This is a genomic window from Halochromatium roseum, from assembly GCF_016653315.1.
Lineage (GTDB): Bacteria > Pseudomonadota > Gammaproteobacteria > Chromatiales > Chromatiaceae > Lamprobacter > Lamprobacter roseus.
In genome coordinates, this window is record NZ_NHSH01000074.1 from 33,529 (window position 1) to 46,502 (window position 12,974).

9 protein-coding genes and 1 pseudogene are annotated in these 12,974 nt (G+C 58.0%); 7 read left to right on the forward strand and 3 right to left on the reverse strand.

Annotated features, from left to right (window positions below):
* Positions 1-10: 10 nt before the first annotated feature.
* The 3 genes from CCR96_RS20685 to CCR96_RS20695 all read right to left on the reverse strand — a co-directional run bounded on the left by CCR96_RS20685 (position 11) and on the right by CCR96_RS20695 (position 7,939).
* Positions 11-4,822, reverse strand: a complete 4,812-nt coding sequence (locus CCR96_RS20685) for a DUF3320 domain-containing protein (protein ID WP_201223076.1) — start codon at positions 4,820-4,822, stop codon at positions 11-13.
* Positions 4,823-5,208: 386 nt separating this feature from the next.
* Positions 5,209-6,105, reverse strand: a complete 897-nt coding sequence (locus tag CCR96_RS20690) for a hypothetical protein (RefSeq protein WP_201223078.1) — start codon at positions 6,103-6,105, stop codon at positions 5,209-5,211.
* Positions 6,098-7,939, reverse strand: a complete 1,842-nt coding sequence (locus CCR96_RS20695; protein ID WP_201223080.1) for an AAA family ATPase — start codon at positions 7,937-7,939, stop codon at positions 6,098-6,100. The genes CCR96_RS20690 and CCR96_RS20695 overlap by 8 nt, the downstream gene beginning before the upstream one ends.
* A 627-nt stretch (positions 7,940-8,566) precedes the next feature.
* On the opposite strand from CCR96_RS20695, the gene CCR96_RS20700 reads away from it, so the two are divergent.
* The 7 genes and pseudogenes from CCR96_RS20700 (at position 8,567) to CCR96_RS20735 (ending at position 12,944) form a co-directional block, all read left to right on the forward strand.
* Complete coding sequence (locus CCR96_RS20700; protein ID WP_201223082.1) at positions 8,567-8,839, forward strand: type II toxin-antitoxin system Phd/YefM family antitoxin; 273 nt, start codon at positions 8,567-8,569, stop codon at positions 8,837-8,839.
* Complete coding sequence (locus CCR96_RS20705; RefSeq protein WP_201223084.1) at positions 8,820-9,095, forward strand: Txe/YoeB family addiction module toxin; 276 nt, start codon at positions 8,820-8,822, stop codon at positions 9,093-9,095. Before CCR96_RS20700 ends, CCR96_RS20705 begins: the two co-directional genes overlap by 20 nt.
* Positions 9,096-9,329: 234 nt before the next feature.
* Positions 9,330-10,343, forward strand: a complete 1,014-nt coding sequence (gene hemB / locus CCR96_RS20710; protein ID WP_201223086.1) for a porphobilinogen synthase — start codon at positions 9,330-9,332, stop codon at positions 10,341-10,343.
* A 13-nt stretch (positions 10,344-10,356) separates the two neighbouring features.
* On the forward strand, positions 10,357-11,331 hold the full coding sequence (gene aroE / locus CCR96_RS24850; protein WP_242519258.1) for a shikimate dehydrogenase: 975 nt from the start codon (positions 10,357-10,359) through the stop codon (positions 11,329-11,331).
* Between the two features lie 162 nt (positions 11,332-11,493).
* Positions 11,494-11,769: pseudogene (locus tag CCR96_RS20725) on the forward strand (NAD(P)-dependent oxidoreductase); the annotation flags it as partial.
* A gap of 10 nt (positions 11,770-11,779) precedes the next feature.
* A complete protein-coding gene (locus tag CCR96_RS20730) occupies positions 11,780-12,475 on the forward strand; it encodes a hypothetical protein (protein WP_201223090.1) in 696 nt (231 codons plus the stop codon).
* Positions 12,476-12,578: 103 nt separating this feature from the next.
* Positions 12,579-12,944: a DUF6164 family protein gene (locus tag CCR96_RS20735; protein ID WP_201223092.1), complete on the forward strand. Its 366-nt coding sequence runs from the start codon at positions 12,579-12,581 to the stop codon at positions 12,942-12,944.
* The last annotated feature ends 30 nt before the right edge of the window (positions 12,945-12,974 follow it).

A 12,974-nucleotide genomic window follows, 5' to 3' on the forward strand; every position in this document is an offset into this window, starting at 1 on the left:
AGCAATTTGGTCACTCCCGTAATGCCTCCTGAATCTTCTCTCGCAAATCAGGACCAGTACGCTGGAATCCCAGCAAACGGGCTACCGCCTGAATGCCCTCTTCTGGGTCAACTCGACCATTCTCGCGTTGGACAACCGCTGCAGCTGCTTGGATCTCAATGCTCGAGAGGTAGATTGCCTTATTTGTTGGCGAGCTTTCTTGGGATCGATCACGGACAGGCGGATCATCACGCTGCGACGAAGTGAACCAAAATTCATCGTTCTCGTAGATGCGATCCTGCTTTTGTGCATGGATAAGTGCCGCCTGAGTCGCATCTTGAATCCGAGTACCCGTGCGTGTCTTGCCGCAACCAACAGCAATACGGCGGGCAACCTCTGAGACATGGATTGGCCCCTCGCCCTCAACTACCTTTACAACATGCTCGGCCAAGATTTCGGTCGCTATTTCATGGGGCTCAACCTGTGCTCCGATCTGGGGAATCACTCGTTGGTAGGGGACCGCCTGGGGCAGTATTGGCACCGTCAGATTCTGTTCAGCTAAGGATGAATCGTCTACCGCTGCCAGTTCAGGCTGATGAGTCTCACCATTGTCCGGTAGACCTTCGAAGATATCCTTTTGCCCAAATTGCCCAAAGGCCGACTGATTAGCCCCCTCGATAGACCATGAATCCGCAGCAAGTTGGGCATCTCGCAAGGCTTTCTTAAGTCGCTCGATTTCTTGGTCACGCCGATAAAACCAATCCGTACTCCAGATACGGTAAAAACGCCAGCCCAAACCTTCCAGGACTTGCTGCCGGAGTCGGTCGCGCTCACGTGCCCACAACGCGCGGTGATAAGTTGCTCCATCACATTCAACCGCCAATATATATTGCCCGAGACGATCAGGATTGCGAACACCTAAGTCAATACGGAAACCCGCGCTGCCTACTTGCGCATCACATGGATAACCCAACATTTGGATAACAGTCGCAACATCTTCTTCAAACGGACTATCGGCATCAGCACCCGTTGGCAAAGCTTGTTCAAGCTCACCTATCTCGGCAAATTTCAGGAAACGTTTGAGTACACGCGGACCATCCTTTGTCGTTCTTGACAAATCTATCTCTTCCGGTGCAAATGATGAAAACACCTGGCAGCGGATTCGAGCCCGGCTGAACAAGACATTCAGCCTCCGTTCACCACCGTCCGTATTAACCGGACCAAAGTTCATGCTGGAAAGCCGTCCATTAGGCTCATGAGGACCGTAACCGACGCTGATCATGATGACGTCACGTTCATCCCCCTGCACATTCTCGATGTTTTTTACGAAGACATCTTCGTTTCGCCCCTCACGTAGCAGGGCATCGAGGAGCGAGTCGTCACGGCGCCTAAGCTCCAGTAGTTCCGTGACCATGTCACTTTGTGACTTGGAAAAGGTGACAACGCCTACAGAGAGTTCAGCATTATGCCTCGCATGCCTAGAGAGTGCCGTGACGATGGCCTCAGCTTCGATGCGGTTAGTCCCAGGCCGCCCGCCACCCCGGCTTTTGCTGCTATAGACGCCTGGAACGCGAGTCAACTGTAGACCAACATTGTCATCGTGCTGAGTTGGCGTCGGCGGCAGTATGAGACGATTTTCATAGAACTCAGCATTCGAGACAGTGATCAAGGAAGGATCACGGGAGCGATAGTGCCACTCGAGCATGAGACGCCGCAGACCCCGAGCTTCACACAACGTGAGAATACTCTCAAGCTCAATCGCTTGGGCCATTGGTGCAGCTCCATCTTCCTCTTCGTCCTCATCACCATCCTCGTCGGTTAAGCGGTCGAAAAAGGAACTGGGCGGCAGCTGTTTACTATCACCTACAACCACAATTTGCCTAGCTCTCGCCATCGCGCCGATAGCGTCTTCCGGTTTAATCTGGCTTGCTTCATCGATGATGAGCAAATCAAAGCTCATCTGTTCTGGTGGCAAGAACTGCGCGATGGAGATCGGACTCATTAGGAAGACAGGCTTGATACGCTGGACCATGCGGCCGGCGTTAATCATAATTTGGCGAATAGAGCGATGCCGACGTCGCTTCGCCATTTCGCCACGTAAGAACCCCATCTCACCGGTAGCTCCCGTAGGCAATTGCTGTCGATGCTGGTTGCGGATCAGCGCTCGGACGTCTGCTACCCTTTCAGCATCTAACGTCTGAAATTGCTCGACCAACTTATGCCGATCGCATGCGGCTAACCGCGCAAGTTCTGGCTGAGCGGAACGTGCATAATTCCAACGTGCCTCGGCGACCGCGTAGTCGAACTCATCTACCGCTGAAGCTAACGCGACATGCTGGTTATCAAGCGCTTGCAGTAGTGTTTTCAAGCCATTATTGCTTTCTTCTAGCTCGTTGCGACTCTGCTTATAGCGCACCCAGTCCACATAGCTGCTGAGATTAGCAAGCATGTGGCGAAGGCGTTGCAGTAATACCAATAGCTGGGAATTTCCCAGGGGTGACTTGCTGGCATCCGTAGTAGAGCCTTCAGGCTTATACTCGTCGAGGTCCTTCATGGGCTTGGAAACCGCGTCCTCGGCTTTCTTGAGCAGCTCTTTGAGCTGATCGGCGCGGGCTGCCGCTTGAGGAAAATCCGCAGCCCAAGAGTTCAAGGTCTGAGGTTCCTGCGGTAACCAGCCGGTTTCTGCCAGCGATCGCAACCAGTTGAGTGTCGCCAATGCAGCCTGAAAATCTGTGCGCTCGCCACGCCAAGCATCACCTAAAACCCCACGCAACCAGTCTTCATCCTCACTGAGCAAAGCACGCTGACCTTGCACTTGTAGAAGCTGATCGAGCAGTTCGAGTCGTTCTGTTGGCGCCTTGGGAGGCGGACCTTTGAGCAACACCCTAAACTCTCGGCTTGCACTGCGATAACGACCGAAGAGGCGCGACAAGCCGGAAGACACGCCTTTGGCGATTGGCTCCCGGAGCGCTTGTACCTCTGCATACCAAGCAGCATCTTTGAACACCGCCGCCGCTGTATCCCGCTCGCGTCGCCAGGTAGCCCCTGTCTCGAGGCCTTCTAATAGACGCGTCTCATCGAGTTGACCGAATAAGGCGTTGACGAGACTCGTCTGCACCGCAGAATCCGGCTGCAGACGGGAGAGAAAAGAACAGAACGCCAGCGTGCGACTAAGGTCATTCGGTGGTGACACCGCTAAGGCGCTCGCGACCACATCCAACTCTGTGACGAGAGCTTCTAGCGCTCCAACCGCAGATGTCAAATCCTGCTTAAGCCGCTGCTGATCCACTGGCTGTAGATCCAAACGTTTCACATCGTAGAATGCATGTGTCGATGGATCCCCAATCGTCTCGCAGGCAGAAACATACTGCTGCACCAACATCCGCCGGCGCGTACGCTCTTCATCATTCCACTCACTAAGAGTGTCGTTCTGAAAAACAGGCGGTTGTAATTCACGGCCGAGGAATCCGATTACCTCTGCCATCGCTTGAAAAGGTGTGTAGCTGCGATCGGTCAGAGGTGTGTGCAGACTTTCCGCGATCACATTGAGCTCATCACGACAATCGCGCAGCGCCGACCCATCGGTCGGATTTTCAAAGGCATGATTGACTCCATTCAGCGTCCGCTTCAACTCCTGGAGTACACCCTTTTTGTTAGCCTGACGCGAATGCAGCTCCAGGCAAAGATCAGCTAGCCCAAGCTTCTTCATGCGTCGGTGGACGACGTTCAACGCAGCCATTTTCTCAGCCATGAACAAGACCGTCTTGCCGTCATACACAGCCTTAGCAATCAGATTGGTAATGGTCTGAGATTTGCCAGTGCCAGGGGGTCCTTGTACGACTAGATTCCGCCCAACACCGACCTCCTCTATGACCTTGGTCTGAGATGCATCAGCATCAATGACATGCAACAGATCAGCAGGGTCGAGTTTAGTATCAAGTCGCTCGCCGTCTGAAAACAAAGGTGGTGTTGACTCAAATCCGCCTGTCAGCAGTCCCTTCAAAATCGGGTTGGAAGCCAAATGATCGCTTGACCAGCGATCCGGCTCTAAGTCATGCATCATTAGCAGCTTAGCAAATGAAAAAAACCCGAGCTGCAAACCATTTTCATCGATCGACCAACGTGTCTTTTGCGCAATGGCCCTCGATACCTTTTCAAAGTATGCGCTAGGTCTCCACTCATTTTCTGAATCTTCTCCAGCTGCCTGATCGCTAGCTGTCTCTTCAAGCATGGGCAGTGTAATGCCAAAATCCGTTGCTAACCGCTCTTGCAACGGCAAGTTGGCATTCATTTCCTCATCACGCACCTGCAACTGGTAGTGCCCCGTTTTCTTATTGCGAACCAACTCGACAGGCAAAAGAAGCAGAGGCGCTTCACGTTGTACTTGAGATCGCTCATCCTCGAACCAGGACATAAAGCCGATAGCTAAATAGAGGATATTAATGCCTTGTTCTTCTTCAGCCGTCCGAGCATCACGATACAAACTGAGTAGGCGTTTCTGTAACGCATCAGCAGTTAGTGGTGTTTCGAGGAAAGAATCTGAACACCGATCCTCTTTTACCGAATTGTCCGATAAAGCAAGGTAAAGTTCATCAGGGAATTGTTCCTTATCGACCTGCTCTGTTGCGGTAGCCTTAAACTGCATAGGCCTGCCGCGTTGATAAAGTACTTCGTAAACACTATCAGCCCTTTTATTAACGATGTTTAATGACTTGCTACGTTTCTGTTCCCGGTTGACATGGATAAGCCGATTACGCGTACCAGTTTCGATCAGGCGACGACGCGCACTTCTTAGCTCATGTGCCAACCGCTCGATGTTAGAAGAGTTTACTTCTTGATCCATTGCAAGCATCCTAATCTGTTTTGCTTATTGAGGTATTCGAACTAAGCGGTAATGGTGACAAAATATTGTCTACCAAGTCAGCGGATCATGCCCGAGTGCGAACTCTAACACCAAGCCCTTCAGGTACAGTAGAGCGTGGATGTGTAGCGACTCCACGCGCGCGAGGCGATCCGACGAAGGTTGTCACGGCTCTCGCAGCACCAGTGCACCAGTGCTGCTGAAGCCTCGGCAAGCTGCCGCCCACCGGCCGCTTGAGACTCTCGTATACTTCGGACCTTGCTTTCAGCCATTGGTCCTGGGTGCTCGACGGCTCGCACCCTTCCACGCGAGCCATGCCAAGATGGTCGTTGGCACCCAGGCACGGGATCAGTCTGACTTTCGTTGGCTCAGAAATCCCAACTCCAGCTCTCGACGACAAAGCGCGGCCGCTGCGCCGCGATATAGATATCCCGCAGCCGAAGATGCAGTGTTCGGTCGAGCAGTGAGACATCCACTAACTCTTTCCCGTGGGAGGCCTGAAAGCCTTTGTCATACCGCAACCCTCCCTCACCAGTCAGCAGATACCGAGCGTGGAATGCTTTCTCGGTACGGTTCGGATCGACGCATCGGAACTCGAAGCGCGCACCGCTGAGTCCGGCTATCTCTGCAATTCTCCCGAACTCGCTGCGTGCGGCACGGCCCCGATCCCGGGGTAGAAATTTCGTGCTGGTGTAGACGTAGAACTGCTCGAAACGCCTGCCCGCCACCGCCGACTTGGCCAAAGCGACCAGTACCGACAGGCAACTGTTGATGTCGACCCTGAAGTATGGATCCACAATGGCAGCCTCACTGGCGTGTGAGAGCAATGGCTCCGCAGGTCTTGCCAGACCACGTGGCGTACTCTCGCACTCCACCTCCCGCGCGACCTCGAAGAACGCCTCATCGATCACATCGATACTCTGAACGGTTGACTCGCGGTGACACTCCTCGCTCCCATCGGCCATGATCACGCGATCGAAGGCGTTCACGTGCTTCAGCGCGTTCTCGCTCCAAGGCACATCACCGCAATACGGAACGCCCGAGTTCACCATGCGTTCCTGCTTGATCACTTGCAGCTTCGCGATGAAGCGCTTGCGCTCCATTTCACCTGCGTCGACGAGCTGCTTTTCGATAAACTCCTTGATCCACGCCTTGGGGAAAGCCGCCAACACCCGCCCATGCGAGAAGCCCAGCTTCTCGGTGACGTAACGAAAATCCTCCCACCGACGCAGTGCGGCAGGCTCAATCGCGAACTTCTTAATCATCCTCGAGAAACAGCTCCGCCTCTCGCTCAGAGAAGAAACCTCGCGGCCACCGGTCGAGGAACTCCCCATCAGCAGATACGCGCAGAGGGACTATCTCAGTAGCTTCCTCTTGGGCGTCGAAGAAGAAGAACGCGACATCCTCAGGGCGCAAGTGATAGTCGACGTGACGGATGTGCGACTGGGATGTCTCCCTTATTCGGCGCAGCAGCCTCAGCGCGACATGCTCGCTGTGGGTCTCAAGGATGAAGCGGTGGCCGTGTCGGTTCTTGCAGGCCGCAAAGAAATCCCCCAGCGATGTCTGAAGCTTGGGATGCAGATGCAACTCAGGCTGCTCCACGATGCTCTGCGGCACCAAGACGCCGGCGGCCAGCACGGGCACGACCTGAGGTATACCCACACCGACTTCGTCCAGGTTGACTGGCGCACCGAGACGCTCATCGATCAAGCGCAGGAGGAGTAGCCGTTCGGGCAGTGCGCCCCAATCCGCGCGCAAACCTTCAGAGCCGGGGACTGTTGTCGCCGAACTGCACTCGGTGTATGTGATCGCGAGGTGGTGTCCTAGACCCAGCCGCTGAGGTGGCGAGAGCCAGTCGTTGATCTCCTTGAGGCCGATCGTCTTGAAGCGCCAAAGATCCCAGTTCTCCGCTCGGCGTCGCCACTCCTGTTGCATGCGGGGGCGAGTCTTCGGGTTCATCCACAGTTGCATGCCAACGTAACCGTAGTCAGTCAGTAGATCGCCTGTCTCCGGACTGCCTTGATCATCAGACGCAGCTGCAATGGCAGCATAATGAGCATGCTCATTGAAATCTCGCACGATTGCGAACCACGCCTGACTGCCGTCACACCATATCCACTCGCAGATACCCGAGAGTGTTGAGCACACAAACCCGTCACGGGACAGAAAGGTGACATCCTGCTCGCTCGGGATGATCCGGGTAGGGCCAATGCAGGCCGCCTGATCGATCGTATCGGCGACAAGGTTCAGCGGGGTTTGAACCAGGAAGTCCAAAATATGGCGGAGCTGGAAGTAGCGCGTGCGAAACTCCTCGAAAGGTAGGCGCCCATCGTGAAACCGCAGCGCAATGTCATCATCGATATAGAACACGCCATCCTTGAACTGATGCTCGATGAAGAAGGCCAGGTAACCGGCTGCGGTCTTGCCCTCCCAGAAGAAATCGACCAACGAGCGTAGTGTGTGTCCGTATTCTGAGAGTTCTTCGTCGAGCGTCCGGATGATCGGGTGTGACTCGTTGATGTAGATCGAGTACGTGGTCAAGGTCAGAAGCGGTATCGCGTCGACCGAAATCTCGGTCGCCCAAGATGCGCCAAACTCCCCCCTCTCGCATTCCGAAACCTCAGGCTCCAGCCGAAGCCAGTCGATCGCTGTTTCCTTCTCCGCATCGAACTCGATTCGGAAGATCACCGTCACCTCATAGGAGGGTGGCTCGTCGTCGGGCGCCGCATCGGGCAACTGATAGAATGCGCCAATCAGGCGCGGGAACTGCTCAGCGAAATCATTCGTGAAGGCGCCACGCTTCTTTGCATTGATAGGAGCCTTGAGCGCAGTGCAGCTGGCGGATACTCCGAGCATCATGTCGCGGGACAGATCGTGGTTTCTTGCCGCACGTTCGAGCTGTGAAACGAAGTCGAACGGGTCGCCGGCCCGGCATAGTGCCCCGATCAGCCTTAATGCTCCGGTTGCGGCACTTTTCCCGGCTGAGTTGGGACCGTAAAAAAGCGTGATCGGCGCTAGGTTGAGCTCGAAAGGACCGCCGATGCTTTTGTAATTCTCGATATAGAGCCGTGTTAGATAGGTCTTCGCTTCCGATGTCATGACTCAGCAGGGTTGGGTTTCGGATGGCAGGAGCGACGGGGTATCGTGGTGTCGGAGGCGGTGAGCCGCAGCGCGGACCGATAGCATAGGTGCCTCGTGCCGATTCGTAGAAGGCGCGGGGGGGTGGCCGCTCCGGAGTTTAGCGCACATCTGCGCAATAGCGTCGATAGTGCGGAGGTTTGACCCCCTTCGAGCCGATTCATCATTGATCTCAGTCATGCCTGTAGAGTCGATCGGGGTCGCGACCTTCGATCCCTGGCGGTGGTGTCGCGTATCTACGCGGTTAGCGCTTCTGAAGCCAGCGAGTCAGCATCGTGCTGGTTGTTTCGCCCCTGGGGCCTATCGACGCCAATGGACCCACGGCCGTTGCTGATCGCCGCACGTGCTCCAGATGCCGAACCCCGGCGGCTTTGGCAGCGGCTTCAGCTCGGCTGTAGCTCCGATCAGAGTTATGTTTGGGTTCGGCTGCGAACGAGCGTGAAGGTCCGGTCCCGCCGATTTTCTCGCTAACGCCAGCCATCATCGGCCCAGAGCGAGCGTCGCAAGTGAAGGGTCTGAGCGCATGGCATTGTTCGGGCTTTTCTCCTAGACTGTACGGAGTTACCGTACAGAATCAGGTGTCCGACAATGGAAACCACAACCGTAAACAAATTTAGAGACAGTCTAAAAAGCTTTATTGAACAGGTGGCTAGTCAACATGTGCCACTTCGCGTGACACGGCGTACGGGCTCGGATTTTGTGGTGATCAGTGCCGAGGATTGGGAGCGTGACCAAGAAACTTTGTACGTGCTCCAAAATACTAGCCTTATGCGCCAGATCGCCGATTCCAGTGCTACCCATAACGCCGGTACCGGATATGCCCCAACCAAAGAGCAGTTAGATGAGATCACTGGTCTTTGAGGGGAGAACATGGGAGGTGTACGAGGACCTACGGCAGCGCGACAAACGGATGCACAAGCATCTTTGCGCAATCTTGAAAGACATGTTGCGCGGCGATCCCAGCACAGGCTTAGGGAAACCCGAAGCCCTTCGACATCATCTTTCCGGTTTTTGGTCGAGGCGACTTAGCCAGAAGGATCGGCTTGTGTATACATTTGACGACACTCGCATCTATCTCTTTGCCATAGGCGGTCACTACGACACTTTTGAGTCCTAACCCTCAGGATCAGAGCACGTCAACCCCGATACGTGGGTGTTACCCCATTTTTCGGGCCACTTCAACATCCACATCAGCCAACCGCAAGCGCTTCAGCCCAAGTTTCCTGTCGTAACACTGGCCGCCGATCGACCGGGTGCGCTATGGTTAGCGGCCCATGCGTGAGCCGATGATCAATGGCCGTCGCGTACCCCGAATCGCCTGCACCACCTCGTTCTCAGAGAAGAGCCGCCGATGTCCGATCTGCACCCCAACCGCGCCCCCTACCCCACCACCCGCATGCGCCGGATGCGCCGCGATGACTTCTCGCGCCGGCTGATGCGCGAGACGACGCTGACGCCCGATGATTTCATCTACCCCGTCTTCGTGCTCGAAGGCCAAGGCGAACGCGAGCCGGTGCCTTCAATGCCCGGCATCGAGCGCATGAGCATCGACCTGCTGGTCGAGGAGGCGCAGACCGTCGCCAAGCTCGGCATCCCGGCGATGGCGCTGTTCCCGGTCACACCGATGTCGGCCAAGTCCTTGGATGCCCGCGAGGCCTTCAACCCCGATGGTCTAGCGCAGCGGGCGGTCAAGGCACTCAAGGATGCGTTGCCAGAGCTGGGGGTGATGACCGACGTTGCCCTCGACCCCTTCACCACCCATGGCCAGGATGGGCTGATCGATGACAGCGGTTATGTGATGAACGACGCCACCGTCGAGGTGCTGGTCAAGCAGGCGGTCTCACACGCCGCTGCCGGCGCTGACATCGTCGCGCCGTCCGACATGATGGACGGACGCATCGGCGCGGTCCGCGAGGCGCTCGAGTCCGAGGGACAAATCAACACCCGCATCATGGCCTATTCGGCCAAGTATGCCTCCAGCTTCTATGGCCCTTTCCGTGATGCGGTTGGCTCCGCGGCTAATCTTGGCGGCGGCAACAAGTACACCTATCAGATGGACCCGGCCAACTCCGACGAGGCGCTGCACGAGGTCGGGCTCGATCTGGCCGAGGGCGCCGACATGGTGATGGTCAAGCCCGGGATGCCCTATCTGGACATCGTGCGTCGGGTCAAGGATCGCTTCGGCGCGCCGACCTTCGTCTACCAGGTCAGCGGCGAGTACGCGATGCTCAAGGCCGCGAGCCAAAACGGCTGGCTAGAGGAGCGCGCGGTGGTGCTCGAGGCGCTCACCGGTGTCAAGCGCGCCGGCGGCGATGGCATCCTCACCTACTACGCCAAGCAGGCCGGGCAATGGCTGGGCGCCTAGCCGGGCAGCCGTGATGACCGACCGTTACGCGGTGATCGGCAACCCCATCGCGCACAGCAAATCGCCGCTGATCCACGCCGCCTTTGCCGCCCAGACCGGCGAGCCGATCGAGTACGGCCGCATCCTTGGCAATCCCGAGGACTTCGCCGGCGATGTGCGTCGCTTTGTGGCTGAGGGCGGGCGCGGGCTCAACGTCACGGTGCCGTTCAAGACCGATGCCTTCGAGCTGCTCGAGGATCTCAGCGACCGGGCGCGCAGCGCCGGTGCCGTCAACACGCTGATCGTGCGCGATGGCGGCCTGCTGCGCGGTGATAACACCGATGGCGTCGGCCTGCTGCGCGACCTGACCGAGAATCATGGCTTCGCGCTGGCCGGCAAGCGCGTGCTGCTGCTCGGCGCCGGTGGTGCCGCGCGCGGCGTGCTACGCCCGCTCCTTGAGGCCAGTCCAGCGCGGCTGCTGATCGCCAATCGCACCGCGGCCAAGGCCGAGGCGCTGGCCGCTGAGTTCAGCCACGCGGCAGCCGCGGGAGACTTCGCACTCAGCACCCCAGCGGTAGCCAAGGTCGCTGTCACCGCCGAGGGCGTGGTCGACTCCCGCGCAGGGGCCATTGCGACCGATGCCGAACCGGGTCGAGGCAAGGCTCAGCAACCCGCGAGCCGCCAGCCGACGTCAGTTGCGCTGCAAGGCGGCGGTCTCGACGCGCTTGTCGGTGAGCGCTTTGACCTCATCATCAACGCCACCTCCAGCGGTCTCGAGGGCCGGGTGCCGGAGATCCCCGCCGACTGTCTCGCCGAGGGCGGCTGGGTCTACGACATGCTCTACGCCGATCAACCCACGCCGTTCTGCCGCTGGGGTCAGGCACGGGGCGCCGCGCGGGCGCTCGATGGCCTCGGCATGCTGGTCGAACAAGCCGCCGAATCCTTCTGGCTCTGGCGCGCCGTGCGTCCGGATACGGCGCCGGTCATCGCGCGGTTGCGCGGCGGTTGATAGCAGCGCGGGGCTCCCGCATCTGCCCGATCTGAGCGGCCAATCATGATCGGCCAAGGATGCCAAACAACCTTCCCACCAGCGGATTAGAGGATCGCTATGCAACTTGCCATCATCGGCATCGGACTGCTCGGACGCGAGTTCGCGCTCCGATTACAGGCACGTCAGTTCATGGGCCTGCTGCGCCAAAGCGCCCTCTATGCCCCGACCTTCAATAAGAAGCTCGATAAGTACCTGAACCACGACTATGGCCAGGCCAATTTCCCGCTCAAACATCTGCACAAGGACTTAGCCCTGTTCCGCCAGGTCGCCGAGCAGTCCAATCTGCACAGCGCGCCGCTCGTCGCCCTCGAGGCGATCATGGCGCAAGCCATCGGACGAGGACAGGGTGATCTCGACTATTCAGCCCTCTACGAAGCCCTGGTCAACGGCCGCTAGGAGGATCGCGATGGAACTGCCCTTCACCCACAAGCCCGGTCGCCGCGAGCGCCATCTGCGCCGCAAGCACGAAAACCCACTGTTTGCCTGGCCACCGCAAGAGGTGCCGCCCGAGGACCTGCTGGCCGCGCAGAAGGCCGACCATGACGACATGCTGGCCTTTCGCGAGCAGTTCCAGACGCTGATCCAGCGCGCGGTCGATCTCCCCGCCGATGCCGGCAGCGATGCCGTGCTCGGCCTGAAAGAGGCGCTCGAGGCCCATTACGAGCAGAGCTACGCCTTACCAGAGGACCATCGCGAGGAACGCGCGGCGCTCAAGCGGCTGATCGCGCTGATCATGAAGACGCTGTGGCGCCATGCCGGCTCGGACCCCATCGCTCAGCAAGAGCTGAGCGACGAGGAGAGCGCCCGCGCCATCCATTTCCGCTTACTCGAGCAGCCCTTGGTCGCCGATCTCCTGCATCTCGACAGCGACATCGGCCCAGAGGAGCTTGCACCGACGCTGCTGTCGGCCTCCGAGGTCGAGATCGAAGCGGCTTGCGAACTCTTTGACGGTCGCGAGTTGGCCGAGCTGCTCGAACAAGGCGAAACCCGACTGGATCAGCTGGATGAGCTCGGCATTGACGACCTCAGTCAAGCGCGCAACCGCTTGGCGCTGATCCGTCTGCGGGCACAACAATTCGCCCCTGCCGGACCTCGGCACTGAGCGAAGCGCCTCAGCCTGGCAGGACGCGTCACTCATTCACGTCTTCACGTCACCCATTCGCGCCACCCATTGAACAGATCGCAATCGAACCAGCATCGCGGCCATGTCCATACTGATCTTCCGACTCAACGGCGTCGAAGACGACGAAGCGGCTGAGGTTCGGCAACTGCTCGACGCGCAAGGCTTCGCCTACCACGAAACCAGCGCCGGCTTTCTCGGTCTTGGTGTTGCGGGGCTCTGGCTGCTGGATGGCCGCCAAAAGGCGGCGGCTCGCGCGCTGATCGACCACTATCAAGCCGAACGCTCGGCACGGCTCGCGGCCGAATACCAAGCCCTACGTCGCAGCGGCCAGGCCGAGACCACGCTGCAACGGGCCATGCGCCATCCGCTGCGCACCCTGTTTTATCTCGCTGGCGCTTTCGCCGTACTCTATCTGGTGCTGGTGCCCTTCCTGACGCTGGGGCGCTGAGTCACCCAGCTCGCTTTGATCAACCCGACA

Coding starts and splice junctions, on each gene's coding strand:
- CCR96_RS20685 (WP_201223076.1), bottom strand. CDS start 4,822: ATGGATCAAGAAGTAAACTCTTCTAACATCGAGCGGTTGGCACATGAG.
- CCR96_RS20690 (WP_201223078.1), bottom strand. CDS start 6,105: ATGATTAAGAAGTTCGCGATTGAGCCTGCCGCACTGCGTCGGTGGGAG.
- CCR96_RS20695 (WP_201223080.1), bottom strand. CDS start 7,939: ATGACATCGGAAGCGAAGACCTATCTAACACGGCTCTATATCGAGAAT.
- CCR96_RS20700 (WP_201223082.1), top strand. CDS start 8,567: ATGGAAACCACAACCGTAAACAAATTTAGAGACAGTCTAAAAAGCTTT.
- CCR96_RS20705 (WP_201223084.1), top strand. CDS start 8,820: ATGAGATCACTGGTCTTTGAGGGGAGAACATGGGAGGTGTACGAGGAC.
- hemB (WP_201223086.1), top strand. CDS start 9,330: ATGTCCGATCTGCACCCCAACCGCGCCCCCTACCCCACCACCCGCATG.
- aroE (WP_242519258.1), top strand. CDS start 10,357: ATGACCGACCGTTACGCGGTGATCGGCAACCCCATCGCGCACAGCAAA.
- CCR96_RS20730 (WP_201223090.1), top strand. CDS start 11,780: ATGGAACTGCCCTTCACCCACAAGCCCGGTCGCCGCGAGCGCCATCTG.
- CCR96_RS20735 (WP_201223092.1), top strand. CDS start 12,579: ATGTCCATACTGATCTTCCGACTCAACGGCGTCGAAGACGACGAAGCG.